This is a genomic window from Actinomadura hibisca NBRC 15177 (assembly GCF_001552635.1).
Taxonomy (GTDB): Bacteria; Actinomycetota; Actinomycetes; order Streptosporangiales; family Streptosporangiaceae; genus Spirillospora; species Spirillospora hibisca.
In genome coordinates, this window is record NZ_BCRO01000066.1 from 12,912 (window position 1) to 37,723 (window position 24,812).

21 protein-coding genes are annotated in these 24,812 nt (G+C 74.5%); 8 read left to right on the forward strand and 13 right to left on the reverse strand.

Annotated features, from left to right (window positions below; all coding sequences use genetic code 11):
- Positions 1 to 91: 91 nt before the first annotated feature.
- A complete protein-coding gene (locus AH6_RS28225) occupies positions 92 to 838 on the forward strand; it encodes a maleylpyruvate isomerase family mycothiol-dependent enzyme (RefSeq protein WP_067485854.1) in 747 nt (248 codons plus the stop codon).
- A 4-nt stretch (positions 839 to 842) separates the two neighbouring features.
- On the opposite strand, the gene AH6_RS28230 is transcribed toward AH6_RS28225, so the two are convergent.
- Both AH6_RS28230 and AH6_RS28235 read right to left on the reverse strand, forming a co-directional pair.
- On the reverse strand, positions 843 to 1,517 hold the full coding sequence (locus tag AH6_RS28230) for a Crp/Fnr family transcriptional regulator (RefSeq protein ID WP_067485856.1): 675 nt from the start codon (positions 1,515 to 1,517) through the stop codon (positions 843 to 845).
- A 63-nt stretch (positions 1,518 to 1,580) separates the two neighbouring features.
- The gene (locus AH6_RS28235; protein ID WP_067485859.1) at positions 1,581 to 5,408 is read right to left on the reverse strand and encodes a tetratricopeptide repeat protein; all 3,828 of its coding nucleotides are present in this window, start codon (positions 5,406 to 5,408) and stop codon (positions 1,581 to 1,583) included.
- A gap of 233 nt (positions 5,409 to 5,641) precedes the next feature.
- Between AH6_RS28235 and AH6_RS28240 the strand changes: the two genes are divergently transcribed.
- The gene (locus tag AH6_RS28240) at positions 5,642 to 6,304 is read left to right on the forward strand and encodes an MBL fold metallo-hydrolase (RefSeq protein ID WP_067485861.1); all 663 of its coding nucleotides are present in this window, start codon (positions 5,642 to 5,644) and stop codon (positions 6,302 to 6,304) included.
- A 178-nt stretch (positions 6,305 to 6,482) separates the two neighbouring features.
- Here AH6_RS28240 and AH6_RS44810 read toward each other — a convergent pair whose 3' ends face one another.
- Positions 6,483 to 6,632: a GPGG-motif small membrane protein gene (locus AH6_RS44810; protein ID WP_169807934.1), complete on the reverse strand. Its 150-nt coding sequence runs from the start codon at positions 6,630 to 6,632 to the stop codon at positions 6,483 to 6,485.
- Positions 6,633 to 6,694: 62 nt separating this feature from the next.
- Between AH6_RS44810 and AH6_RS28245 the strand changes: the two genes are divergently transcribed.
- Both AH6_RS28245 and AH6_RS28250 read left to right on the forward strand, forming a co-directional pair.
- Positions 6,695 to 7,450 carry an aminotransferase class IV gene (locus AH6_RS28245; protein WP_067485863.1) on the forward strand — a complete coding sequence of 252 codons (756 nt, stop codon included), beginning with the start codon at positions 6,695 to 6,697 and terminating at the stop codon, positions 7,448 to 7,450.
- A 56-nt stretch (positions 7,451 to 7,506) separates the two neighbouring features.
- Positions 7,507 to 8,244: an AAA family ATPase gene (locus AH6_RS28250; RefSeq protein WP_281180290.1), complete on the forward strand. Its 738-nt coding sequence runs from the start codon at positions 7,507 to 7,509 to the stop codon at positions 8,242 to 8,244.
- On the opposite strand, the gene AH6_RS28255 is transcribed toward AH6_RS28250, so the two are convergent.
- From AH6_RS28255 to AH6_RS28270, 4 genes are all read right to left on the reverse strand, one after another.
- Entirely contained in the window at positions 8,228 to 9,541 is a 1,314-nt protein-coding gene (locus AH6_RS28255; RefSeq protein WP_067485865.1) for an alpha/beta hydrolase family protein, read from the reverse strand. The two genes, AH6_RS28250 and AH6_RS28255, sit on opposite strands and share 17 nt — an antisense overlap.
- 137 nt (positions 9,542 to 9,678) lie before the next feature.
- Positions 9,679 to 10,644: a winged helix-turn-helix transcriptional regulator gene (locus AH6_RS28260; protein WP_067485867.1), complete on the reverse strand. Its 966-nt coding sequence runs from the start codon at positions 10,642 to 10,644 to the stop codon at positions 9,679 to 9,681.
- 13 nt (positions 10,645 to 10,657) lie between these two features.
- Entirely contained in the window at positions 10,658 to 12,175 is a 1,518-nt protein-coding gene (locus AH6_RS28265) for a carotenoid oxygenase family protein (protein WP_067485869.1), read from the reverse strand.
- Positions 12,165 to 13,406 (reverse strand): acetyl-CoA acetyltransferase, encoded by a 1,242-nt coding sequence (locus AH6_RS28270; protein WP_067485871.1) that lies wholly within the window; start codon positions 13,404 to 13,406, stop codon positions 12,165 to 12,167. The genes AH6_RS28265 and AH6_RS28270 overlap by 11 nt, the downstream gene beginning before the upstream one ends.
- Before the next feature lie 73 nt (positions 13,407 to 13,479).
- Between AH6_RS28270 and AH6_RS28275 the strand changes: the two genes are divergently transcribed.
- Positions 13,480 to 14,670 carry an acetyl-CoA C-acyltransferase gene (locus AH6_RS28275; protein WP_067485873.1) on the forward strand — a complete coding sequence of 397 codons (1,191 nt, stop codon included), beginning with the start codon at positions 13,480 to 13,482 and terminating at the stop codon, positions 14,668 to 14,670.
- Between the two features lie 19 nt (positions 14,671 to 14,689).
- Here the strand turns inward: AH6_RS28275 and AH6_RS28280 are convergent, their stop codons facing one another.
- Together AH6_RS28280 and AH6_RS28285 are read right to left on the reverse strand one after the other, a co-directional pair.
- Positions 14,690 to 16,381, reverse strand: a complete 1,692-nt coding sequence (locus AH6_RS28280; RefSeq protein WP_067485875.1) for a class I adenylate-forming enzyme family protein — start codon at positions 16,379 to 16,381, stop codon at positions 14,690 to 14,692.
- Between the two features lie 20 nt (positions 16,382 to 16,401).
- Positions 16,402 to 17,376 carry an LLM class F420-dependent oxidoreductase gene (locus AH6_RS28285; RefSeq protein WP_067485877.1) on the reverse strand — a complete coding sequence of 325 codons (975 nt, stop codon included), beginning with the start codon at positions 17,374 to 17,376 and terminating at the stop codon, positions 16,402 to 16,404.
- Between the two features lie 136 nt (positions 17,377 to 17,512).
- On the opposite strand from AH6_RS28285, the gene AH6_RS28290 reads away from it, so the two are divergent.
- The 3 genes from AH6_RS28290 to AH6_RS28300 all read left to right on the forward strand — a co-directional run bounded on the left by AH6_RS28290 (position 17,513) and on the right by AH6_RS28300 (position 20,208).
- Positions 17,513 to 18,598 (forward strand): S-(hydroxymethyl)mycothiol dehydrogenase, encoded by a 1,086-nt coding sequence (locus AH6_RS28290; protein WP_067485879.1) that lies wholly within the window; start codon positions 17,513 to 17,515, stop codon positions 18,596 to 18,598.
- Positions 18,595 to 19,227 carry an MBL fold metallo-hydrolase gene (locus AH6_RS28295; protein WP_218005952.1) on the forward strand — a complete coding sequence of 211 codons (633 nt, stop codon included), beginning with the start codon at positions 18,595 to 18,597 and terminating at the stop codon, positions 19,225 to 19,227. Before AH6_RS28290 ends, AH6_RS28295 begins: the two co-directional genes overlap by 4 nt.
- A gap of 204 nt (positions 19,228 to 19,431) precedes the next feature.
- On the forward strand, positions 19,432 to 20,208 hold the full coding sequence (locus tag AH6_RS28300; RefSeq protein WP_067485883.1) for a hypothetical protein: 777 nt from the start codon (positions 19,432 to 19,434) through the stop codon (positions 20,206 to 20,208).
- Between the two features lie 79 nt (positions 20,209 to 20,287).
- On the opposite strand, the gene AH6_RS28305 is transcribed toward AH6_RS28300, so the two are convergent.
- From AH6_RS28305 to AH6_RS28320, 4 genes are all read right to left on the reverse strand, one after another.
- A complete protein-coding gene (locus tag AH6_RS28305; protein ID WP_083983545.1) occupies positions 20,288 to 21,934 on the reverse strand; it encodes an adenylate/guanylate cyclase domain-containing protein in 1,647 nt (548 codons plus the stop codon).
- 124 nt (positions 21,935 to 22,058) lie between these two features.
- The gene (locus tag AH6_RS28310) at positions 22,059 to 23,453 is read right to left on the reverse strand and encodes a vWA domain-containing protein (RefSeq protein WP_067485885.1); all 1,395 of its coding nucleotides are present in this window, start codon (positions 23,451 to 23,453) and stop codon (positions 22,059 to 22,061) included.
- 52 nt (positions 23,454 to 23,505) lie between these two features.
- On the reverse strand, positions 23,506 to 24,378 hold the full coding sequence (locus tag AH6_RS28315; RefSeq protein WP_067485887.1) for an AAA family ATPase: 873 nt from the start codon (positions 24,376 to 24,378) through the stop codon (positions 23,506 to 23,508).
- The gene (locus AH6_RS28320) at positions 24,375 to 24,791 is read right to left on the reverse strand and encodes a hypothetical protein (RefSeq protein WP_067485914.1); all 417 of its coding nucleotides are present in this window, start codon (positions 24,789 to 24,791) and stop codon (positions 24,375 to 24,377) included. Before AH6_RS28320 ends, AH6_RS28315 begins: the two co-directional genes overlap by 4 nt.
- Between the last annotated feature and the right edge of the window lie 21 nt (positions 24,792 to 24,812).

The following is a 24,812-nucleotide window of genomic DNA, read 5'->3' on the forward strand; positions in this document are numbered from 1 at the left end:
GGCTTCCTCCGGGCCACCTCCCGCACGCTCTGGTGCGTTCCATCGGCGGTGGGCGAGGATGGAGCCTCCTGCGAGGTGATGGAGGCTGCTGATGGGCGCGGACGAGCGGCGGCGCGTGCTGGAACAGGTCGAGGCGGGCACCGAGCGGGTCCTGGCGACGCTGGGGAAGCTGTCTGAGCAGGAGCTGCGCGGGCCGTCGGCGCTGCCCGGCTGGACGCGCGGGCACGTGGCCACCCACATCGCCCGCAACGCCGACTCCCTGTGGAACCTGCTGGAGTGGGCGCGCACCGGCGTGGAGATCCCGCAGTATCCGAGCGTCGAGGCGCGCAACGCCGATCTGGAGGCGGGCGCGGGGCGCGGCGGGTCCGAGCTGGTGGAGGACGTGCGGGCGTCGGCGGCGCGGTTCTCCGAGCAGTTCCGGGCACTGCCGCCGGAGGCCGCCGACGTCCAGGTACGGGCCATGCTGGGCTGGGAGCAACCCGCCTGGTACGTGCTCTACCGGCGCTGGCACGAGGTCGAGGTCCACCACGTGGACCTAGCGGCCGGATACGGGCCCGCCGACTGGCCCGACCCCTACGTGCGCTGGGCGCTGGGCGGCACGCTGCGCGATCTCGCCGCGCTGCCGGTCGGGTCGCGCGGCGAGCTGGACGGCCACCGGCTGGTCGCCACCGAGTCCGGCGACGAGACGCGCCTCGGCGACGGGCCGCGCATCACCGGCTCGGGGCGGGCGCTGCTGGGCTGGCTGAGCGGCCGGACCAGCGGCGCGGGGCTGGCCATGCGGCCCGACGGCGCGCTGCCCGCCCCGCCCGCGTGGCCGTTCCCGCCCAGCACGTTCTAGCGGGCTACCCCGGCGGCGGGTCGATGAGCCGCCGCAACTCCGCCTCGGACCGGACGGTGATGACGCCGCGCGCCACCGCGACGCCCCCGGCGAACCGCTCCCCGGCCAGGATCTGGGCGACCTTGCGGCGGCCCATGCCCGCCCACCGGCCCAGGTCCTGCTGGGATATCGGCACCGGGACCACGGTGCCGTCGCCGCGCACGGGCGTGCCGAAGCGGGCCGACAGGCGCAGCAGCCTGCTGGCCAGGCGCGCCACCGGGTCGTCGGGGCAGTGGCCGCTGCGCACCACGTTGGCGTCGCGCAGCCGCTCGGCCAGCACGGCGGCGACCGCCCACACCGCGCCGGGGCAGGAGTCCAGCGCCGCGCGCAGCCGCTCGGCGGGCAGCGACAGCGCCTCGACCGGCGTGATGGCCTCGACGTTGGCGGCGCGGACGCCGCCGTCGACCGCCTCGATCTCGCCTACCAGGTCGCCGGGGCCCAGCACGTCCAGGATGACGGTCTCGCCGCCGCGCTCCACCCACACCTTCACCGCGCCGCCCAGCAGCACGAACACCTGCGCGGAGCGGGTGTGCTCGCGCATCAGGAACCGGCCCTGCTGGACCATGACGGTGGCGGCGGTGTCGCGCACCGCCTTGCGGGCCCGTTCGGGCAGCACGTCCCAGAACGTGGTGATGGCCATCTCCGCCTCCTCACCCCGCCCCCGGGTACCAGTGAACGCGACCCGGCGGCGCGGGTCTGCGTCCTAGGACACATCCGAGCCGAGCCACTGGTCGATGGCGCGGATCCGCCGGTCGCAGTCGGCCGCGCCGGTCTGGTCGCCGAGGGCCGCGCAGGACACGCGCAGCCGCTCCAGGGCCTGGCGCTGGCCCCGGTGGTCGCCCATGTCGCGGCGGCTGTCGATCTCGGCGAGGAAGTGCCCGACGGCCTGCCGGTGCCGGTCCAGGCGCTGGCAGGCGCGGCCCATGGTGTGCCGGGAGTACGCCTGCTCGCGGGAGTCGCCGAGCTCGACGGCCAGGTCCAGCGCCTGGCGGCCGACCGCGAGCGCGGCCGACGGGTCGTCCAGGTCCAGGTGGATGGCGGCCAGGTGCACCAGCGCGGTGCCCTCGCCGTGCCGGTCGCCGACCTCGCCGAGCAGCCGCAGCGCCTCGCACTCCATGCCCAGCGCCTCGGCGGGGCGGCCGCTGTGCCGCAGCACCGCCGCGAAGGTGTCCATGCCGACGCCCATGCCGTACCAGTCGCCCGACTCCTGGCGCAGCCGCAGCGCCTGCCGGGCGGCGCGCTCGGCCTCCTCGTTCAGGCCGAGCCGCAGGTAGGTGCGGGCCAGGCTGCCCAGCGTGCCCGCCAGGCCGCCGCGCGCGCCGAGCCGGTGCCACAGGTCCAGCGCCTCCAGCCCCAGCACGAACGACTCCTGGTGGCGTTGCAGCCGCCGCATGACCACCGACAGGTGCTCCAGGTCGTGGGCCTCGCCGTGCTGGTCGCCGATGGCGCGGCGGATCTCCAGGGCGCGCACCAGGTGCTCGCGGGCCTCGCTGTAGCGGCCGAGCCGCGCGTGCACCACGCCGATCTGCGCCAGCGTCTCGGCCTCGCCGTGCGGGTCGCCGGTCTCGCGGTGCAGCCCCAGCGCCTGCCCGCAGTAGGTGAACGACTCGGCGAACCGGGCCGCGTCGCAGGTCAGCCGCCCCAGCGTGGTCAGCGCGCGGGCCTGGCCGCGCCGGTCGCCCAGCGCCCGGTAGGTGCGCAGCGACTGCTCGGCGTCGCGGCGGGCCAGGTCCCGCATGCCCAGCGTGGCGTGCATGCGGGCCAGCTCGGTCAGCGCCTGCGCCGCGCCGTGCCGGTCGCCCTCCTCCTGCCGGATGGCCAGCGCCTCCAGCGCGTCGTTGACGGCGTCGTGGACGGCGCCGCGCCGCCGGTGCACCTGCGCCAGGGTCAGCAGCGACTCGGCCGTGCCCGGCAGGTCGCCCGCCTCGCGGCGCAGGTCCAGGGCCTGGCGCGCGTGGCGCAGGGCGGCGGCGTAGTCGGCGAGGTTGAGGTGCGCGCGGGCCAGAGTTTCGTGGCCTTTGGCGACGCCCCCGTCGTCGCCCAGCTCGCGGTGGATCTCCAACGACCGGCGCGCGTGGTCGATGCCGGTCGGGTAGCGGCCCAGCGCCACGTGCAGGTCGGCGAGGGTGGCCAGCGTGACGGCCTCGCCGAACCGGTCGGGCGGCATCACCGAGCGGAACCCGCGCAAAGCGTCCTCGCCGTATCCGATGGCCTGCACCGACCGGCCCAGCTCGAAGTGCGCCACCGCCAGGCCGTGCAGCATCACCGCTGCGGCGGCCCAGTTCTCTTCGGTGCGGGCGGCGCGCAGCCCCGCCTGGCAGACGGTGACGGTGTCCTCGCTGTAGCGGCGGAACCCCTGGAAGTCGAACAGCGCGTCGGCCAGCTCCCAGCACGTCCGGTGCAGTCCCAGCCGCGCGGCCTGGTCCACGGCCGCCACCAGGTTACGGCGCTCGGCCTCGAACCAAGCGAGCGCGACAGCACGCGCGGCGGCGGTAACGGGACGCGCGGGCGCGCGTACAGGCGCGGCCATACCGAGGGCCGGACGGTGCCGCAGCAGCACCGCGCCCGCCCGGCGCGCCTCGGCCAGGTAACCGGCCAGCAACCGCCGCTGCGCGCCCAGCCGGTCCACGTCGGCGTCCTCGGCCAAGCCCCGGTCGCGCGCGAAGTCGCGCAACAGGTCGTGCATCCGGTAGCGGCCCGTCCCGACCTCCTGCACCAGGAACGCCTGCCGCAGCCCCTCCAGCAATTGGCGGGCCTCGGCCTCGGTGCGTCCGGTCAGCGCCGCCAACGCGACGGGCGTGAAATCAGGACCCGAGATGAGCCCTAGACGACGGAGCGCAGCGCGCTGATCAGGCCGCAACCCCCGATAGGCGACCTCGAAAGTGGGGCTGAGCGCGACATGCAGACCCGGCTGGGCAGTCTGCGCCGTCCCGCCGTAGACGGGCAGCCCGGTCCCGTAGGCGGGGACGACGGGAAACCTGCTCTCCTCCAGCTCGCGGACGGTGTCGGCGATGCTCCCGGACGGGTTCTCGGCCAGCCGCCCCGCCATGATCGCCAGCGCCAGCGGCAGGTGGCCGCACTCCTGCGCGAGGCGCTCGACGGCCCGCCGCTCCTGGCGGACGCGGGGGTCGCGCGGGCCGAGGACGGCGGCGACCAGCTCCACCGCCTCCTGCGGGGCCAGCTCGCGCAGCTCCAGGACGCGGATGTCGGCGTCCTCCAGCGGCGCGGCCATGCGCCGCTGCGTGGTGATCACGACGAGTCCGGCGTCCACGGCCGCCAGCAGCGGCCGCACCTGCTCGGGCCCCGCCGCGTTGTCCAGGATCAGCAGCAGGCGGCGGCCCGCCAGCAACGACCGGCACTGCGCGGCCAGCTCGCCCTCGGTGCGCGGGAGCTGGTCGCCGGGCACCCCGACGCCGCGCAGCACCTGCCCCATGGCCTCGGCGGGCGCGACGGGAGTGCGGTGGGAGGCGCGCAGGTCGGTGAAGACCACGCCGTCGGGGAAGCGGTCGGCGACCCGGTGCGCCCAGTGCACCGCCAGGGTCGTCTTGCCGACCCCGGCCATGCCCTGCACGATCACCCCGCGCGGCCGCTCGGTCTGCCCCAGCAGCAGGTCCAGCTTGCCGATGCTGACGTCGCGCCCGGCGAAGTGGGGCTTGTCGGCGGGCGGGCGCAACGCCTGGGGCACCACCGCCGAGCCGTCCGCGTGCCCGCCGCCATAACCTCCGGTGGGTCCGCCCGCGTGCCCGTCCAACCGGACCTGCTGGCGGACCGCCAGGCCGACGCCCGGGACACCGCTCACCGCCCCGTCACCGCCCATCGACCACTCGTCGCCCCAAGGACTGGCGGCCAGCCGCAGCGCGTCGGGGTCCAGGATCGTCAGCGGGCGCGGGCGGCCGTCCAGGATGCCGCGAGCGCGCCAGCGCCGGAACCAGCGCACCAGCGTCTCGCGCGAGATGCCCGCCCAGTTGGCCAGCTCGGCCTGGCTGAGCCGCACCGGGATCTCCACGCCGCGCGCGGTGCGCTCGCCGAACCGGTGCGCCAGCTCCAGCAGGTGGCAGGCCAGGCGCTGCTGGTGCTCGGCGGCGCGGACGGCGTGCCGCCGCCCGCCCAGCGCGTCGGCCTCGGCGATGCCCCGCATCATCGCCTCGGCGACCTGCGGGTTGGCCGCCAGCAGGCTGCCGAACTGGCGGCGGTCGATGCGCAGCGCCGCCAGGTGGTCCAGCGCCGCCACCGTGGCGCGCTGCGGGCGGCCCCACGGCGCGAGCGCGCCCAGCAGGTCGCCCGGCCCGAACAGGTCGATGATCGACTCGTCGCCCTCGCTGGAGCCCACGAACTCCTTGGCCACCGCGTTGCCCGCCGTGCGCGCCCCCGCGCGGAGCACGACGCACACGCTGGGCGCGACCACGCCCTGGTGGAACAACATCCCGCCGGGCGGCACGTCGGTGCGGCCGCCCATCGCCCACAACGCCTGCCGGTCGGCGGGGGCCAGCAGCGCCCAGAAGCTCCCGGGCCGCACGTCATGCTCGATCACCGGCGGCTCCCCATCGTGTGCACCCCTCTCCGGCCGTCCCCTGCCCCGTCCCTCCACCATCGTGCGCCGCGCGGAGCGGGCCGTCCGCCAGAAAGTGCACGGACGGAATGGGTCTGCCGACTCATCCCGCCGGGACGGCGGCGCGCGCATGATCGGGCACCCGGGCCAGCGGGCACCGGATGCGGGAGGATGGGGCCTCGGACGGCGACCGTTCGCCGCGCGAAGGAGGACGCATGAGCTACACCGGGCACGTGACGGTCGGCGGCAGGCCCGACGTCCGCGAGCTGCCGGGCCTCACCGTCACCAAGGTGGCGGTCGGGCCCTACGACAACAACGCCTACATCCTGCGCTGCGCCGCCACCGGCGACCAGCTGCTGGTGGACGCGGCCAACGAGGCGTCCCGGCTGCTGGAGCTGCTGGGCGACCGGCCGCTCAGCCGGGTCGTCACCACCCACCGCCACCAGGACCACTGGATGGCGCTCGCCGAGGTGGTGCAGGCGACCGGCGCGCCGGTCGTGGCGCACCCGCACGACGCCGAGCCGCTGCCGGTGCCGGTCGCCGAGCCGGTCGAGGACGGCGCCACCGTCCGGGTGGGCCGGGCCGAGCTGGAGGTGATCCACCTGCGCGGGCACACGCCGGGGTCGATCGCGCTGCTGTACCAGGGCGAGGGGGCCGGGGACCGGGCGCACCTGTTCACCGGCGACAGCCTGTTCCCGGGCGGGGTCGGCAACACCTGGGGCGACCGGGGGCTGTTCGAGCAGCTCATGCGGGACGTCCAGGAGCGGGTCTTCGACCGGCTGCCGGACACGACGTGGTTCTACCCGGGCCACGGCGAGGATTCCACGCTCGGCCGCGAGCGCCCGAGCATCCCCGAATGGCGCAAGCGCGGCTGGTAGCGACCGCGGGGCTTGTCGCGGGTTTTCCCGTTTCGGGCCTTCATGAGGCCCGCCCCACCGTCGGCGGCGCGGCGGCGGGGTCGGGCGGCGGTTTTTTGGGGGCTGGTTCGGGGGTTCGGATCAGGGATCGGGAACGGGGATCGGGGTCAGGGCACGGGCGCGGGACGCGCCCGCGCCGCTAGGGGTTGAAGATGCTCACCCCGCCCGGCCCCACCAGGAGGCCGACCACGATGAGGACGATGCCCCAGAGCAGGTCGCGGCGCGCCACGATGACGTAGATGCCCGCGATGACCAGTACTACTGCGATGAGCCACAAGATGGTTGCCATGTCGCGGTTGGTCCCCCCAGAGCAGGCAGACAAACAACTCGGGTACGGATGAGTAGGACACGATGCGGTCACGAATCCAGGTCAACGGCCGTGCGGCGACGGTAGATGATCTCCTGCAACCGGCGGTCCTGAACTACGGACATTTCACCGCAATGCAGACCAGGGGCGGCCGGGTGCGCGGTCTCGGCCTCCACCTGCGGCGGCTGGACGAGGGCACCCGCGAGCTGTTCGGCACCGGGCTGGACGGCGACCGGGTCCGCGACTGCGTCCGGCGGGCGGCCGGCGACCGGGACGCGTCCGTCCGGGTGATCGTGCAGTGGCCGGAAGGGGCCACCGAGCCGACGGTCCTGGTCGTGGTGCGGCCGCCCGTCACCCTGTCGCCCGCGCCGCAGCGGCTGCGCTCGGTCGGGTACCTGCGGCCGGTCCCGCACGTCAAGCACCTGGGCGGGTTCGGGCAGCTCTACCACCGGCGGCGGGTCGCGCGCGAGGGCTACGACGAGGCGCTGCTGACCGGCCCGGACGGCGTGGTCGCCGAGGGCGCGATCACCAACATCGGCTTCCTGGACGGCGACCAGATCGTCTGGCCGGACGCCCCACAGCTCGCCGGGGTCACCCTCCAGTTGCTCCAGGAGCGACTGCCGTGGCGGCGCGAGGTGGTGCGGCTCGCGGACGCGCCCTCGTTCGACGGCGCGTTCGTCGCCAACTCGCAGGGCGTCGCGCCGGTCGCGGAGATCGACGGCGCGGCCCTGCCGGTCCCGGCCGCGCGGCTGGCGGAGATCGCCGCCGCCTACGAGGCGGTGCCCTGGGACGCGGTCTGACCTGGGTCCGGCCCGGCGTCTGACCTGCGACCCGGCCTGGGAACGGCCGCCGCCCGGTGTTCGTTGTGCTCACCACCGACGACATCTTCGGGGCCGATACCAGGAGAGCCGCCATCCGCGAACTCAACGAGTCCGCCACCCACAGCACCGCCCACACCGCTGCCCATACCACCGCCCACACCACCAGCTTGAACTATCCCGCTGGCGCGCTGGTGCTGCTGGCGGGCCTGCCCGGGGCCGGCAAGAGCACCCTGCTGGACCGGCTGTACGGGCTGCGCGGTGACGAGCGCGCGCCCGTCGCCGTGGGATCCGCGCTGGTCATCGACTCGCGGCAGGCCCGCAACTGGTGGGCCCGCATACTGCGCCCGGTGCCGCCGCGCGCCCGCGTACCGCTGGTGCAGCTGACGCACGTGTGGCGGATCACGCGCGCCGTGCGGCAGGGCCGCAGTGTGATAGCGCACACGCGCGGGACCTGGCCGCACATCCTGCGCGGTTTCGCCTGGCTGGCGCGGCGGCGCGGCGGCGAGGTGCACCTGATCCTCATCGACGTCGCCCCCCGCACGGCGCGGGCCGGGCAGTACGCGCGCGGGCGCGTCGTGACGACGGCCACGATGGCGCGGCACATCCGGCTGTGGCGGCCGCTGCTGGAGCAGGCGAAGCGGACCGGCGCGGTGCCACCGGCCGACGGCGTCACGGTGCTGGACCGCGCCGCCGCCGACCGGCTGAAGGTCATCCGCTTCGGCCCTCCGGTCCCGCCCGCCCCGGACGGGCCGCCCGTCAGCGCAGCTCGCTGAACCAGGCCGCGACCCGGGCGGTGCCCGACAAGTTCGAGCCGAGGTGCAGCGACTCGCCGTAGGTCTTGCCGCCCACGTCGATGACCTCGGGGTGCGCGCCGCGTGCGCGCAGCCGGGCCGCGAGGTGGTCGGTGTTGGCGGTGGTCGCCTGCTCGTCGCCTGCCGCCTTGTAGAGGCGGACGGGCATGCGCGGCGTCCAGTCCATGGTGGCCGACGCGTCCTCGCGCAGCGCTTGGGCGAACGTGCCGGTCGGGTGGCGCAGCAGCGCCTTGCCACGCGGCGTCAGCAGCCGCTTGATGGTGCCCGGCAGGCCCTTCAGCATCACGTCGCCGGGCGTGGTGCCGTCGAAGTACTTCTCGACGCGGCTCGCGTAGGGCTTGCGGAACAGCTCGTCCGGCGTCTCGTACAGCCCGTGGATGCGGTCCCACGAGGTGAACAGGTAGGACGTGTAGGCCACGCTCATCTTGGGGTGCAGCTCACCGCGCACCATCGCGGGCAGTTGCGCGCCGGGGAAGTCGTAACCGCCGCTGATCGGGGCGACGGCCCGCGCGCGGAACCATGGGTCGGCGCCCTCCTGGAGGGCCCGCGCCAGGCCGAGGGCGGGCGACGCGCCCTGGGAGAACCCGGTGATCAGCACGTCCCGCTCCAGTTCGCGCCCGACGCTCGGGACGAAGTTGCGCGCGGCGCGCAGCATGTCGAGCGCGGCGGTGGTCTCCGACGGCACGTTCTTCCACGGGTGCACGCCGGGCCCCTTGCCGAGCCCGAGGTAGTCGGGCGCGACGGCCGCGAACCCGGCGCCGCCGTAGGTGACGGCCGCGCCGGGCCCCCACACGTCGTCGGCGGTGGAGGGGGCCTGCTCCTTCACGCTCATGGTGCCGTGGGTGTAGGAGACGGTCCGCAGGCGGCGCTCGCCGTTGCGCGGCAGCACCAGCAGGCCGCTGGCGGTGGTGGGGCGGTCGCGGACGTCCACGGTCCGGTAGATCAGGCGGTAGGTGTCCACGCCGTACCGGACCGCCGCCGGGTCGAAGGTCTCCGACGCCAGCCATTCGCGGGCCTCGTCGGCGGTGAAGGTGCGCAGGTGGTCGAAGTCCACGACCTCGCCGCGCTTGTCGTGGGCGGAGGCGTGGACGGGCGTGTGGGCGGCGGCATTGGTGAGGGCGTGGGCGGCGGTGGCGGTGGACGCGGCGGGGGTGGCGGCGTGGGCGGGGACGCTCACGGTGCCGAGCGCGGTGACGGCGGCCACGGCCAGGCCCGTCACGGCGATCCGGCGGGAAACGCGGGTACTGCTGGGGTTCATGGCGGAAAGCTCCCTGAGGCAACTCTGACTCGATGGCCCCAGCGTGCCGAGCGGCCCGCCGGACCGGCATCGCGCCCGATGGTGATCTGCCGCCTCACCCCCGGGAGGGGCACCGGCTGCCCGTCAGGTAGCGGGCCTCAGCGGCCGGTGGCCCCGGCGGGGGCCTCCTCGACCAGGACGTCGTGCTCGGCGAGCGCGCCGCCGCAACCGTCGCAGACCAGGCGCGGCCCGAACGGGCGGCCGCACGCGCGGTGCACCGACTCCAGCGCGGGCCCGTCGGGGGCGCGGAACCACCGCTGCCCCCAGTCGATCGCGGTCATCACGACGGGGAAGAACGCGCGGCCCTTGGCGGTGAGCCGGTAGGAGGTCCAGTCGGCGCGGTCGGCGCTGGGCTCGCCCGCCAGCACGCCCAGGCCGGTGAAGGTGCGCAGCCGGTCGGAGACCATCGCCGGGGGCGCGCCCATCATCTGCCGGAACTCGCCGAACCGGTGCGCCCCGAGGAACGCCGCGCCCAGCATCATCACCGACCAGCGGTTGCCGATCAGCGCCATCGTCTCGGGGAACAGGCCCGCCCCGGCCCCGGCCCCGGCGGCGGCCCCCGAACGTCGGCGGGTGGCGGCGGCCGGGACCGACCGCCCGCCGCCCCCGCTCGGGCCGAGGCGGCTGGCCACGTCGCGCGGCTCGACCGTCTCGCCGCACGCCGCGCACGCCATCCGCGGCTGCATGTGACGGCCGCAGACGGCGTGCCGCATCCACGGCAACGACGCGTCGCGCCCCTCGACCCAGCGGTGCTCCCAGGCCCAGATCGCCACCAGCACCGGCCAGAACTCCCGGCCCCTGCGGGTGAGGCGGTACTCGTACCGCAGGGGCCGCCGCTGGTAGGCGGTGCGCTCCAGCAGGCCCTGCGCGGTCAGCAGCGCCAGCCGGGCCGCCAGGACCGAGTCGGAGATGGGCAGGCGCTCGCGCCAGTCGGCGTAGCGGCGCACGCCCTGGTGGGCGTAGCGCAGGATGAGCAGCGTCCACTCGTCGCCCATCAGGCCCAGGGTGACGCCGATGGCGTTCTCGCCGCCCTCGGGCAGCGGGGTCGGCGTCGCCTCGTCCAAGCGGTCTCCCCTTCTAGAGCCCCACCGCCTCGGCGGCGGCGTCGGTCTCGCGCCAGCGCGGCAGCGCCGAGCCGGGCGCCCAGGCGGAGTGGGTCCCGCTGGAGATCCGTTCGGGGAGCCGCAGGCGGGCCACCGGGCCGTCGGTGAGCCGCGCCGCGTCGAACACCAGGCACTCGGAGGTGTCGGTGTTCATGTCGGTGGTCAGTGTAATGAGGTAGCCGTCGTCCTCGGCGGCGCCGCCCACGCGTGGCGCCATGGCGGTCTCGCTGCCGTAGACGCCCTCGGGCAGCGCGTACCGCTCCTGGTGGCCGGTCGCGGTGTCGTGCTTGACGATGCCGTCGAACAGGAACCAGCCCGGCTTCTGCGTGGCGGCGTAGGTGTAGCGGTAGGGGCGGCCGCCGTGCGCGGGGTTGATCATCCCGAACTCGGTGTAGCGCTCGCTCAGCCGCTCCTCCTTCACCTGGCCGGTGGCGAGGTTCAGCCGCCAGCGGTGCAGGTGGGTCTGCATCCGCTCCAGCGCCAGGAAGCGGAACATGCGCTGGTAGACGCCCTCGCCCTTGGGGTCGGGCGGTTCGGGGCAACCCTGGAAGAAGCCGTCGATGACGATCTCGTCGCCGTCCTCGTAGGCGTTGGCGAAGTGCAGCACGTAGGTCGGGTCGGCCTCGAACCAGCGGATCTGGGAAGCGTCGCCGCGCCTCGGCATGACGCCGAAGCGGCTCGGCAGCTCGGGGTGGAAGCGCGAGGCGTACTTGCCCTGGGCGAGCAGGTCCGGCTCCCAGAACAGGGGGAAGTCGTTGAAGATGGCGTAGTTCTCGGTGAAGGCCATGTCGTGCGGCAGGCGCGCGCCCGGCAGCGGGACGTCGGTGAAGTGCGCCAGCCGGTCCTGGCCGTCCACCACGCCGTAGCGCAGGTAGGGGGCCTCGGTGGAGTAGCTGAAGAACAGCAGCTCGCCGGTGTGGTCGTCGGTCTTGGTGTGCGCCGACACGCCCCAGTCGGACGGGAAGCCGCCGCCCCAGGCCGCCTTGCCGACGGTGTCGAGCGTCAGGGGGTCGAGCTTGTAGAGGTCGCCGCACTGCCAGAAGCTGGACAGGGCGTGGCCGTTGTGGACGACGATGTCGGTGCTGGAGGCGTCCTTCATGCGCGTGCGCGCGCCCCAGCCGCCGGGGCGCTTGGACAGCGCGGGACGGTCGGCGATCCCGGCCCACAACGACTCCCCCGCCTCCTGCTCGGCGAGGAAGCCGTCGGTGCGGACGAACCGGTTGCGGTAGAACGCCCTGCCGTCGCGGAACCCGACGACGTGGACCATGCCGTCGCCGTCGAAGGGGTGGTAGAGGCGGATGGCGGGGTGCACCGGGTTCTCGGTGTTGCGCAGGTAGACGCCGTCGAGGTCGGCGGGGACCTCGCCCTCGATCACCGTGAGGTCGTCGGCGCGCCACTCGGTGGTCTGCGGCCGCCAGGGGCCGGTGCGGTAGGGGTGGTCGTCGTCCTCGGGGAGGGTGGCCAGGGCCCGCCCCACGATCTCAACGTCCATCGGTGCCCTCCTCGACGACCAGGCTGACGGTGGTGGTCGTGCTGCCGCCGATGTTGAGCGTGCCGATCCGGCGGGCGCCCTCGATCTGGTAGTCCCCGGCGGTGCCGGTGACCTGGCGGCTCGCGTCCAGGAGCATCCGGACGCCGGTCGCGCCGACCGGGTGGCCGCCGCCGATGAGGCCGCCGCTGGCGTTGACGGGGACGCGGCCGCCGATCTCCAGCTCGCCGTTCTCGACGGCCTTCCAGCCCTCGCCGGGGCCGGTGATGCCGAAGTGGTCGATCGCCATGTACTCCGACATCGAGAAGCAGTCGTGGGTCTCGATGCCGTCCAGGTCGTCCACGCCGCCGATCCCGGCGCGGCCGAACGCGTCCAGCACGGCCTGCCTGACGTGCGGCAGCACGTAGGCGTCGTCGGCGCTGCGCTCGAACTTCTGCCGCAGCGGCAGGCCGACGGTGCGGTGGCCCCAGCCGGAGACGCGGGCTAGCTTGCGGCCCCGCGCGGCCTCGGGGTGGTCGGCCAGCCAGCGGCTCGTGACCAGGACGACGCCCGCGCCGCCGTCGGTCATCTGGCTGCAGTCCTGGCGGCGCACGCGGCCCTCCACCAGGGGGTTGGCCTCGTCGTCGGCGGTGAAGGCGGCGTCGGGGAACGTCCAGCCGCGCGTCTGGGCGTTGGGGTTGGCGCGGGCGTTGCGGATGTTCAGCTCGGCGATGGCGTGCAGGTGATCGTCGTTGAGGCCGTAGCGGCGGTCGTACTCGTCGGCCAGTTCGCTGAACATGTGGGGCCACATGAAGGTGGCGTCCTGTCCCTCGTGGCCCGTCCAGGCCGCCGCGCCGAGGTGGCGCGCGGCCTCGTCGCCGGGCACGGTCTTCTCCAGCTCCACGCCGAGCACCAGCGCGCAGTCGTAGCGTCCCGCCTCCAGCTCGGCCATGGCCGCCAGCACCGCGACGCCGCCGGACGCGCAGGCGGCCTCGTGGCGGGCGGCGGGCACGCCCCACAGGCCCGGCTCGACGGTGGCGGGCATCCCGCCGAGCTGGCCCTGGCCGGTGAACAGCTGCCCGAAGGCGTTGCCGAGGTGGATCACCTCGACGTCGGCCGGGGCGATCCCGGCGGCGGCGAGCGTGCCGTCCACGACCTCGCGGGTGAGGTCGGCGAACTCCAGCCCGGCCCGCGCCCAGTTGCGGGCGAAGTCGGTCTGGTGACCGCCCAGCACCCAGATGTCGGTCCGTCCCATCGACGCCTCCCGTGGTGTGTCCTGTCATGCGATACTACAACTAACAGAGTTACTAGCCGAGAGGGCGGCCCCGATGACTTCCGACGCCTACGTCCTGGACTACGTGCGCACCCCGCGCGGCAAGGGCTCGCGGCGCGGCGCGCTGCACGGCACGGGCCCGGTGGAGCTGGTCGTCGCCCTCCAGCGCGCCCTCGCCGCGCGCACCGGCCTGGACCCGGCCGCCGTCGAGGACGTGGTGATCGGCACCGCCTCCCAGGTCGGCGAGCAGGGCGCGAACCTCGCCCGCACCGCCACGCTGCTGGCGGGCTGGGGCGACGCCGTGCCCGGCGCGACCCTCAACCGGTTCTGCGCCTCGGGCGTGGACGCGGTCGCGCAGACCGCCGCCCGGATCAGGGCGGGTGACCTGGGGCTGGCGGTGGCGGGCGGGGTGGAGAGCACCTCCCGGGTGCCGATGTTCAGCGACGGCGGCCCGCTGTTCTGCGACCCGGAGGTGATCCGGCGGATCGGCTCGGTGCACATGGGCGTCGCGGCCGACCTGAACGCGACCCTGGAGGGCTGGACGCGCGACCGGCTCGACGCGTACGGCGTGGAGACGCAGGAGAAGGCGGCCAAGGCGTGGGCGGACGGCGCGTTCGCGCGCGGCGTCGTGCCGGTGGCCGGGCTCGACCGCGACGAGCTGGTCCGTCCCGGCACCACGCTGGAGTCGCTGGCCGCCCTGGAACCGGCGTTCGCGGGTCTGGGCGCGGACGGGCAGGACGCGATCGCCCTGGCGGCGCACCCCGAGGCGGGCGAGATCCGGCACCTGCACACGGTCGGGACATCCCCGGCGCTGGCCGACGGCGCGGCGCTGGTGCTGCTGGGCGACGCGGCGGCGGCCGAGGCGACGGGGTTGCGGCCGCGCGCCCGCGTCGTGGCGTCGGCGGCCGTGGCCACGGACCCGGTGATCATGCTGACGGCGGGGCAGGCGGCGGTCGAGAAGGTGATCGCCAAGGCGGGGTTGCGCCCGGCCGACATCGACGTGTTCGAGTTCGCCGAGGCGTTCGCGGCGTTGTGCCTGCGGCTGCGCCGCGACCTGGACGCCGGGCCCGACCGCCTCAACCCCAACGGCGGCACGATCGCCATGGGGCACGCGTTCGGCGCGACCGGGGCCGTCATGGTGGGCGGCTGCGTGGACGAGCTGGAGCGCCGCGACGGCCGTTACGGGGTGGCGGCGGTGAGCGGAGCGGCCGGGCTGGGCGTCGCGGTGCTGCTCGAACGCCTCTGACCCGGCCGTTCCCTGGGCCCTACACGCTCGCGCGCAGCTCCCGCTTGAGGATCTTGCCGACGGGGTTGCGGGGCAGCGCGTCGCGGATCTCCAGCCGCTCGGGCAGCTTGTAGGAGGCGATGTGCAGGCCGCGCAGGAACTCCACCAGCTCCTCCAGCGTCAACGTCGCCCCTTCGGCCAGGACGGCGACCGCGCAGATCCGCTCGCCGAGCACCTGGTCGGGATAGCCGACGACGGCGACCTCCGTGACCGCCGGATGCTGGGCGATCAGGCCCTCCAGCTCGGCGGCGGCGATGTTCATGCCGCCCCGGATGACCAGGTCCTTGGCCCGGTCGACGTAGCGGATGAACTGGCCCCGGTCGCCCGCGATTTCGAAGATGTCGCCGCTCTTCAGGAAGCCCCGCTCGTCGAACGGGCTGGCCAGCTCCGAACCGTTCAGGTACCCGGCGAAGATCTGCGGGCCCTTGAGGCGCAGCTCGCCGGGGCGGCCCGGCTCGGTGATGTCCTCCTCGGTGAGCAGGTCCACCACGCGCATGGTCGTCCACTCGTTGGCGCGGGCGGCCCACCGCACGCCCGGCACGCCGTAGCGCGGGAAGTAGCGGGCGCGGTCGTCGGGGTCGGGCACCTCGTAGGGGTCGGTGAGCATCCCGGCGCCCTCGTTGGAGCCGAAGAAGTTGATGACGCCGATGCCGTGCCGCTCCTGCCAGCCGCGCACCATCGCCGGGGACAGCGGGGCCGAACCCGAGCCGATCCGGGTCAACGAGGAGATGTCGACGGTCTTGAGCACGTCCTCGCGGGCCAGCAGCATGTTCAGCAGCGCGGGCGCGGCGACGGTGTAGGTGACGCGCTCGCGCTGCACCTGGCCGAGGAAGGTCGGCAGGTCGAACGGGTGGTGCTGGACGAACACGCAGCCGACCGTCAGCCACGGCAGGAAGATCCCGGCGAACCCCGCCATGTTCACCACCGGGAACGGGTTGAGCAGCACGTCGTCGCGGGTCATGCGGGGCGCGTCCCGGCACACGGCGGCGATGGCGAGCCAGTCGTTGTGGCAGCGCGGCACGCCCTTCGGGGTGCTCTCGGTGCCGGAGGTCCAGCAGATGGTGACGCAGTCGTTGGGGTCGGCGGGATGGGCGGCCGCGTAGGCGGCGACTTCCGAGACGTCGCAGGGCTCGGCGAGTTCGGCGTCGAGGGAGACCACGCCGGGCGGGAGGTCGTCGCCGTAGGCCAGGACCAGGCGCAGGTCCGGCAGGTCGAGCCCGGCGACCTCGGCCGCGATGGGACGGCCGCCGAAGTCGGCGACGGTGACGTGCGCGACGAACCCGGCCAGGCGGGCGAGCTGCGTCGTCTCGTGCTCGCGGTACTGGACCGGCAGCGGCGAGACGATCACGCCGAGCCGCCAGCACGCCAGGTAGAGGGCGACCTGCTCGACGGTGTTGGGCAGCTGCACGCCCACCACGTCGCCCTGGCCGAGGCCGTGCCGCAGCAGGACGGCGGCGAGCCGGCCGGCCTCGGCGTCCAGCTCCGCCCAGGTCAGGCGGCGCGGCGGGCGGCCGACCAGGTCGGCCTTGTTGGCCGGGTCGACGATCGCGAGCCGGTCCGGGGCCTCGCGGACACGTTCGCGGAACAGCGCGTCCAGCGTGTCGTCGCCCCACCATCCGGCGGCGGTGTATTCGGCCACCCGTGCGGGCGGGTGCAGCTTCCGTGCGCCCATCTCTTCCTCCCAGCGGGTCGTCAGGCGAGCGGCCTGACCGCTTCCAGGGTCCGTGCGCCGCCGGGGTCGCCGCCGGTGCTGGCGGCGATGACGACGATCTCGTCCACTCCGGCGGCCGCGTACTCGGCGATCCGGTCGCCGATCGCGGCGGTGTCCCCCACCAGGCCGACGGCGGCGGGCAGCTCGGGCGGCACCGCCGCCAGCAGCTCGCGCGGGTGCGGCCGGGTGCGGGCGAACTCCACGACCTCGCCGAAGCCCGCCTCGGCGAACATCTCGCCGTAGCCGGGCTGGGCCAGGTAGCCGACGACGCCCCGGCGGATCTGCTCCAGCGCCTCGGGCGTCGGGTCGGCGGCGGCGGTCGCCCACACCGCCACGCGGGGCGCGGGGCGTCCGGCGGCGGCGGCCTCGGCGCGCATCGCGGCGGTCAGCGCGGCGGCGGACGCGGGCGTGATCAGGTTGAGCACCATGCGGTCGGCGTGCCGGGCGGCGGTGCGGACGGCGGCGGGCCCGAACGCGGCGACGGTCAGCCCCGACGCGGGCGCGGGCAGCCGCAGCCGGTAGCCGCGGGTGCGGACGACCTCGCCGTCCTGGCTGACCTTCTCGCCGTCCAGGAAGGCGCGCAGCGCGGTGGCGGTCTCGCGCAGCCGGACGCCGGGACGGGAGCCGTCGCGGCCGTGCCACTCCCCCACGACGACGGGGCTGGAGCTGCCGATCGCCACGTCCACGCGGCGGCCGGTCAGCGCGGCGACCGACGCCACGCCGCGCGCGATGGACATGGGGTCGCGGACGGCGACGGCGAGGGGCCCGAGCGTCAGCGGGATGCGCTCGGTCCGCTGGGCGACGGCGGTGGCCAGGGCGAAGACGTCGTAGGTGGCCATCTCGCCGAGCCACAGTCCGCCGTAGTCCAGCCGGTCGGCGGCCGCCGCCGTGCGGAGGGCCTCCTCCGGTGGACGGTCCTGCCAGTACCCGGGCGACGCCGACAACGCGAGCACCATCCCGCCCCCTCTCCCCGGCTCGTCCGGCCAGGTCAGACCAAACTACAGTAAACGAAGTGACATCGTCAGCCCCCTGATCTCCCTTAGGGTCGGAGGGAGGCGAACGCGACGGAACGCGACGGAAAGGGCGGCGACGATGGCGCAGCAGGTACGCGGAGTGATCGCACCGGGCAGGGGGGAACCGGTCCGCATCGAGACGATCACCATCCCCGACCCGGGGCCGGGCGAGGCGGTGGTGCAGGTGCAGGCGTGCGGGGTGTGCCACACCGACCTGCACTACCGCGAGGGCGGCATCAACGACGAGTTCCCCTTCCTGCTGGGCCACGAGGCGGCCGGGATCGTGGAGAGCGTCGGCGCGGGCGTCACCGAGGTCGCGCCGGGCGACTTCGTGGTGCTGAACTGGCGGGCGGTGTGCGGGCAGTGTCGCGCCTGCCTGCGCGGACGTCCCTGGTACTGCTTCAACACCCACAACGCCACGCAGAAGATGACCCTGGCCGACGGCACCGAACTGTCGCCCGCGCTGGGCATCGGGGCGTTCGCGGACAAGACGCTGGTGGCCGCCGGGCAGTGCACCAAGGTCGATCCCGCCGCCAAGCCCGAGGTCGCGGGACTGCTGGGCTGCGGCGTGATGGCCGGGCTCGGGGCCGCCATCAACACCGGCGGCGTGGGGCGCGGTGACAGCGTGGCGGTGATCGGCTGCGGCGGCGTCGGCGCGGCGGCCGTGCTGGGCGCGCGCCTGGCCGGGGCCGCCAAGATCATCGCGATCGACCTGGACGAGCGCAAGCTGACCACCGCCACCGGGCTGGGCGCGACCCACACCGTCCACGCCAAGGACACCGACGTGGTGGAAGCGGTGCGGGAGCTGACCGGCGGGTTCGGCGCGGACGTGGTGATCGACGCCGTCGGCCTCCCCGCCACCTACGAGCAGGCGTTCTACGCCCGCGACCTCGCCGGGACCGTGGTGCTGGTCGGGGTGCCCACCCCGGAGATGAAGCTGGAACTGCCGCTGCTGGACGTGTTCGGCCGGGGCGGGGCGCTGAAGTCCTCCTGGTACGGCGACTGCCTGCCCTCGCGCGACTTCCCCATGCTGATCGACCTGTACCTGCAGGGCCGCCTCGACCTGGAGGCGTTCGTCACCGAGACCATCGGCCTGGACGGCGTCGAGGCCGCCTTCGACAAGATGCACCACGGCGACGTGCTGCGCTCGGTGGTGGTGCTGTGATGGCCGCCCGCGTCGAGCACCTGGTCACCTCCGGCACCTTCTCGCTGGACGGCGGCACCTGGGAGGTGGACAACAACGTGTGGATCGTCGGCGACGACGCCGAGTGCCTGGTGATCGACGCCGCGCACGACGCCGACGCCATCGCCGCCGCCGTGGGCGACCGGCGGCTGGTGGCGATCGTGTCCACGCACGGGCACGACGACCACGTCGACGCCGCGCCCGCCCTGTCCGCCCGGACCGGCGCGCCCGTCCTGCTGCACCCCGACGACCTGATGCTCTGGAAGCAGAAGCACCCCGACATCGAGCCGACCGCCGAACTGGCCGACGGCCAGACCCTCTCGGTCGCGGGCGTGGACCTGACGGTGCTGCACACCCCCGGCCACTCCCCCGGCGCGGTGTGCCTGCACGCCCCGGCGCTGGGCACGGTGTTCTCCGGCGACACGCTCTTCCAGGGCGGTCCGGGGGCCACCGGCCGGTCGTTCTCGGACTTCCCGACCATCATCGAGTCGATCCGCGAGCGGCTGCTCACCCTGCCGCCCGACACCGTCGTGCGGACCGGGCACGGCGACAGCACGACGATCGGCGACGAGGCCCCGCACCTCGACGAGTGGATCGCACGCGGCCACTGACCGGCCCGGGAACGAGGCGGCGGCCCCTTTCTCCTGGGGCCGCCGCCCGTTCTGTATCTCCCTGGGGCCAGACGAACCTGTCCTGCCGGATATGACCCGATGGGGCTATCACCGCCGGAAGACGAGACGCCGGGCGGTGGTGCGGCATAGTGTCCCCTTGATCCGAATCCGGGGCCACGGGGGTCCGGCGATCTGGGAGGTGGGATGCGGCCCAAGGGACCGCAAGCCGCAGTCGTGACGGCCTGCCTGGCGCTCGCCGGGTGCGGCACCGCCTCCGGCGCCTCCACCGGGGCGGGGGCGCTGAACGTGCCGCCGCCGAGGGCCACCGCACCGGCGTCGGCCCCCGCGAGCGTCCCGCCCTCCGTCTTCCCGACCACCTCGCCGGGGGCGGCGGTCGCCGAGCGGGACGACCGGCCGTTGAAGCCGCTCGGCAAGCCCCGCTCCTGGCGGATCACCACCTACTACACCGCCGTCCAGTCGTTCCACGGCGGCAAGCCGACGCCGGTGCGGGGCTGCCCCAAGCTGCACTGCTCATGGGGGAAGACGCCGCTCGGCTCCTACCCGGCCGACTTCCTGAAGATCATCAAGATCGAGGGCAGCGGCCGTATCACGGCGGGTCCGCACCAGGGCCGGTATCTGAACTGGTCGCACAGCGTCGGCTGGTGGCTGGACACCACGACCCGCGACTCGGGCGCGCGGCCGCTGCGCGCGTGGGGGTCGGCGGCGGCCGACAAGGACGTGCTGGCGCGCGGGCAGCGCTTCACCGTCACCGACTGCGGCCGGACGCCCAACGGCAAGGCGATCCCCGCCAGGGTGTGCGACGCCTTCCGCAAGGCCGACTGGACGGTGACCGACGTGTTCCGTCCCGGATACGGCGGCGAGCACCACGCCGACGTCTACATCGGCGAGGAGACGGGCCCGGGGTTCGCCAAGTCGCCGTTCTACACCACGCTGCGCGGAGCGACGCTGGGCGCGCCCTGACCACTCCCCGGCCTGCAACGGGACGCGGGCGGCGCGACACTCGGCGCGTCCCGGCCGCTCCTGACCCACCGCTCCTGGCCTACAGTTCGACGGCCGGTTGCGGCACGCGGTCGACGACGCGGCGGGGCGAGGCCAGGCGGGTCGCCTTCGTGCGTCCGCGCAGCGTGACCTCCTCGCCCAGCGACCAGCGGGCGCCTTCCTCCGCGCCGGCGGCCTCCACCACCGTGCCCGAGGCCAGCACCAGGTCCGGGGTGGTCTTGGCCAGGTCGGTGAGGCGGGCGGCCTCGTTCACCGGGTCGCCGATCACGGTGTACTCGAACCGCTCCTCGGCGCCGATGTGCCCGGCGACGGCCTCGCCCGCCGACACGCCCACCGCCGCGCGCAGCCCCGGCACCTCGGTGCGCAGCCGCTCGGCCAGCTCGCGGGAGGCGGCCAGGGCGCGGGCCGCCGCGCCCTCCAGCGCCAGCGGCGCCCCGAAGATCGCCAGGGCGGCGTCGCCCTCGAACTTGTTGATCCAGCCGCCGTGCCGGCCGATCACCTCGACCACCACCGCGAAGAAGGCGTTGAGCAGCGTGACGACCTCGGTGGGCGGCCGGTCGGCGGCCAGCCGGGTGGAGCCGATGATGTCCACGAAGATCACCGCGACCTCGCGCTGCTCGCCGCCCAGGTCCACGCCGTGCTCCAGCGCGACCCGGGCGACGTCCGTGCCGACCTGGCGGCCGAACAGGTCCTGGAGGCGGGCGTGCTCGCGCAGCCCGGCGGCCATGTGGTTGAACCCGGCCTGGAGCAGCCCGACCTCGCTGGCGTCGTAGACCGGGACCTGCACCTCCAGGTCGCCGTGCTCCACCCGGGCGAGGCCGAGCCGCACCGACTCCACCGGGTCGGCGATGGCGCGGGCCGCGCCGTAGGTGACGCCGAAGCCGACGACCAGCGCGGTGCCGCCGAGCGCCAGCACCGCCAGCGCGAACTGCGACAGGTCGACCTCGGCGATGAGGAACGAGCCGACCGCCAGCACCATCAGGCCCAGGATCGGCACCGCCGTGCCCAGCGCCCAGGCCAGCACCGAGCGGGCGACCACGCCCGGCAGCCCGGTGCGCTGCGGCACGCCCGACGCCAGCGCCGTGGTGACCGCGCGGCGCAACATGCGCTCGGTGAGCAGGTAGACGATGGTGCAGGTGGTGAGGCCGCCCAGCAGGCTGGTCAGGCCCAGCTTGACCGCCAGCAGCGCGGAGAACGGCAGGTTGATCACGACCCAGCCGACCGTGCCGATGCCCCACAGCGTGAGGTGCACCGCCATCAGCCGCACCGGCCCGTACAGCAGCAGCGCGCGCTCACGGCGGTCGGGCTCGGCGTGCCGGTCCACCAGGCGGCGCACCCGGCGGAAGAAACGTTCGCCGAGCACCAGGCCGACCGGCACCGCCGCGACCACGTACGCCGCGAAGATCCAGAGATTGAGCTCGGTCAGCCAGCCGGGGGTCGCGCCGCCGGGGTTGGGGACGACCAGGGTGAACAGCAGCACCACCAGCGCGCCGCCCAGGTTGGCCAGGCCGGTCGCGACGGTGACCAGCACGCGGGCGCGGCGGGCGATGCGGGCGCGGGAGTCTTCGGGCGAGCCGTCGAGCAGCCGCCACAGGAAGCCGAACGGGGTGCGCGGCGGCCGGGCGACCCGGCCGGCCCCGGGCGCCGGAACCGGCAGGGGAACCGGCGCCGCCTCCTCGATCTCCATGAGGCTGGAGACTAGCCGGTAACCTCCACTGTTCCGTACATCACACCTGTAACGGGAGGAACGTCACTCCCACCGCTCAGGTCCGCAGCGGCTCCAGCAGCCGGTGCGGGTCGCGCAGGGACCGTCAGGCCAGTTCTTCGATGAAGGCGGCGAGTTGGGTCAGGTTGCGGCATTCGTGCATCGGCACGATCTCGCCGTAGCGGGAGGCGGCCGAGTCGCCGGTGTCCCACTGGGCGCGGGGTTCGGGGTTCAGCCAGTAGGCGTGGCGGGAGCGGTCGGCGAGGCGGCGCAGGACCGGCAGCGACAGCTCGCCGTAGTTGGAGCGGGCGTCGCCCAGGACCAGCAGCGCCGTCCGGGAGGTGACCGCGTCGGCGTAGCGGTCCTCGAAGACCTTGATGGCGTGGCCGTAGTTGCTGCGGCCGGTGATCCACACCAGGTCGGCCTCGGCCGCCATCCGGGTCATCGCGTCGGCCACGTCCACGCCCGGCGCGAAGTACTTGGTGATCTCGTCGGTGGCGTCGATGAACGCGAAGGCCCGCACCTTGCTGAACTGCTCGCGCAGCGCGAACGTCAGCAGCAGCGTGAAGTGCGCGAACGCCGACACCGAGTCGCTGGCGTCGCACAGGATGACCAGCTCGGGGCGGTGCGGGCGGCGCGGCCGGTGCCGGGTGGTCAGCGGCACTCCCCCGCTGGCCAGCGACGCGCGCACGGTGCGGCGGAAGTCCAGGCGGCCCCGGTCCCCGGCGCGCTGCTTCCGCACCAGCCGCGCGGCCAGCCGCCGCGCCAGCGGGTACACCTCGCGGCGCAGCGCCGCCAGCTCGGCGCGTCCGGCGCGGTTGAAGTCCAGCTTCTCCAGCGGCGGCCGCACCGACAGGCGCGCGGTGCGCTCGACGCCGGTGTCCTCGGCGATGCGGCGGCGCACCTCGGCGGCCACCAGGTCCTGGAAGCGGGCGATGCGGTCGGTGAAGGAGCGGCGCGCCACCCGCTCGGCCATGCCGCCGCGCTCCTGGCCGTTCAGCACGGCGTTGAGCAGGCCCGCCATCAGCGTCTCGGGCGACAGCGCGCGCAGCACCCCGGAGGAGAACCACGACTCCTGGCCCGGCGTCTGCCCGTACTCGGCGACGGCGTTGCGGGCGAACTGCCGCAACCCCGCGTCGTCGCCGCGCAGCAGCAGGTCGGCCAGCTCGCGGCGGCGCTCCTGCACCAGCGGGTCCAGCGGCGGCGGGACGGGCCGTCCCTCGCCGTCCAGGGTGCGGGCGGGCCGGCCGGCGGCGGTGTGCGCGGCGCCGTCGCCGAGCGCCGCGGGGAACCACAGGTCGAACAACATGTCGAACTGCGGCCGGTGCGCGGGCCGCTTGACCAGCGTGGCGGCGTAGGCCGCGCGCAGCGCCTCGCGGTCGAGCAGGTCGACCACCCGCATGGCGCGCACCGCGTCCAGGCCCTCGGCGACCGAGACCGGCAGGCCCGCCTCGCGCAGCGCGGCGACGAACGCGGTGTGCCGGTCCACCAGAGACGCCATCGTCACGCCCCGTTCCGCGTCCGCAGGTCCGTCATTCGCGGGCCGCCGTCTCTCACGGCCGCAGGCCCAGTTCCTTGGTCGCGCGCTCCTGGTCGGACACGTGCTTGAGGACCACGCCCAGCGTGCGCGCGACGGCCGCCTCGTCCAGCTCGTCCAGGCCCAGCGCCAGCAGCGTGCGCGCCCAGTCCACGGTCTCGGCGATCGACGGCGCCTTCTTGATCTCCAGGGCGCGCAGCGTGCCGACCGTGCGCACCAGCTGCTCGGCGAGCTCGGCCTCGATGCCGGGCACCTGGGCCAGCACGATGTCGCGCTCGCGGTCGGCGGCCGGGTAGTCCAGGTGCAGGTACAGGCAGCGGCGCTTGAGCGCCTCCGACAACTCCCGCGCCGCGTTGGAGGTGATCAGCACGAACGGGCGGCGCACCGCGCCGACGGTGCCGAGCTCGGGGATGGTGACCTGGAAGTCCGACAACACCTCCAGCAGCAGTCCCTCCACCTCGACGTCGGCCTTGTCGGCCTCGTCGATCAGCAGCACGGTCGGGCCGGTGCGGCGGATCGCGGCCAGCAACGGCCGCTCCAGCAGGAACTCCTCGGCGAAGATGTCGTCGTGGGTCTCCTGCCAGGCCCGGTCCCCGCTCGCCGCCTGGATGGCGAGCAGCTGCTTCTTGTAGTTGAACTCGTACAGCGCGCGGGCCTCGTCCAGGCCCTCGTAGCACTGCAGGCGGATCAGCTCCGAGCCGGTGGCGGCCGCGACGGCCTTGGCCAGCTCGGTCTTGCCGACCCCGGCCGGGCCCTCCACCAGCAGCGGCTTGCCGAGGGCCTGCGCCAGGAAGACGGTGGTGGCGATCGCGTCGTCGGCCAGGTAGTCGACCTCGGCCAGCCGCCGGTCCACGTCGGCGGGCGAGGCGAACACGCTCGGGTCGGTCATCCCTTGGCCTTCGTGTAGGTCAGGTTGGTGCCCGCGAAGGTCAGCTTGCTCCCGCCGTCGGCGACGGTCACGCCCCAGTAGGAGGAGGTCTTCGGGTCGCCGCCCTGCCAGGAGAAGCGGAACTTGCCGTTCCCCTCGGGGATGGCCTGCCCGCTCCACAGGGTCTGCTTCTCCTTCATCCACACCCCGGTGCCGTCGTTCTTGAACTGGAAGTAGTCCTTGGCGGAGCTGACCCACTTGCCCACCAGGGGTTTCACCTGCGCCGGCTGCACCTGGGGCACCGGGGCGAGCTTGGTCGGCTTGGCCTCCGGGACCGACTCGTCCTTCTTCTTCTCACCGCCCCCGCAGGCGGTGATCAGCAGCGCGGCGGCGACGGCCGTGCAGGCGAGGGAGACGGTCGATCGGGCCCGCACGATCACGTGCACCTCCGGGAG

Bases quoted from the DNA above. Each gene is read 5' to 3' on its own strand.
- AH6_RS44810 (WP_169807934.1), bottom strand. From the start codon at position 6,632: ATGGCAACCATCTTGTGGCTCATCGCAGTAGTACTGGTCATCGCGGGC.
- AH6_RS28245 (WP_067485863.1), top strand. From the start codon at position 6,695: ATGCGGTCACGAATCCAGGTCAACGGCCGTGCGGCGACGGTAGATGAT.
- AH6_RS28270 (WP_067485871.1), bottom strand. From the start codon at position 13,406: ATGGGACGGACCGACATCTGGGTGCTGGGCGGTCACCAGACCGACTTC.
- AH6_RS28315 (WP_067485887.1), bottom strand. From the start codon at position 24,378: ATGACCGACCCGAGCGTGTTCGCCTCGCCCGCCGACGTGGACCGGCGG.
- AH6_RS28300 (WP_067485883.1), top strand. From the start codon at position 19,432: ATGCGGCCCAAGGGACCGCAAGCCGCAGTCGTGACGGCCTGCCTGGCG.
- AH6_RS28290 (WP_067485879.1), top strand. From the start codon at position 17,513: ATGGCGCAGCAGGTACGCGGAGTGATCGCACCGGGCAGGGGGGAACCG.
- AH6_RS28280 (WP_067485875.1), bottom strand. From the start codon at position 16,381: ATGGGCGCACGGAAGCTGCACCCGCCCGCACGGGTGGCCGAATACACC.
- AH6_RS28285 (WP_067485877.1), bottom strand. From the start codon at position 17,376: ATGGTGCTCGCGTTGTCGGCGTCGCCCGGGTACTGGCAGGACCGTCCA.
- AH6_RS28305 (WP_083983545.1), bottom strand. From the start codon at position 21,934: ATGGAGATCGAGGAGGCGGCGCCGGTTCCCCTGCCGGTTCCGGCGCCC.
- AH6_RS28265 (WP_067485869.1), bottom strand. From the start codon at position 12,175: ATGGACGTTGAGATCGTGGGGCGGGCCCTGGCCACCCTCCCCGAGGAC.
- AH6_RS28255 (WP_067485865.1), bottom strand. From the start codon at position 9,541: ATGAACCCCAGCAGTACCCGCGTTTCCCGCCGGATCGCCGTGACGGGC.
- AH6_RS28230 (WP_067485856.1), bottom strand. From the start codon at position 1,517: ATGGCCATCACCACGTTCTGGGACGTGCTGCCCGAACGGGCCCGCAAG.
- AH6_RS28275 (WP_067485873.1), top strand. From the start codon at position 13,480: ATGACTTCCGACGCCTACGTCCTGGACTACGTGCGCACCCCGCGCGGC.
- AH6_RS28225 (WP_067485854.1), top strand. From the start codon at position 92: ATGGGCGCGGACGAGCGGCGGCGCGTGCTGGAACAGGTCGAGGCGGGC.
- AH6_RS28240 (WP_067485861.1), top strand. From the start codon at position 5,642: ATGAGCTACACCGGGCACGTGACGGTCGGCGGCAGGCCCGACGTCCGC.
- AH6_RS28310 (WP_067485885.1), bottom strand. From the start codon at position 23,453: ATGGCGTCTCTGGTGGACCGGCACACCGCGTTCGTCGCCGCGCTGCGC.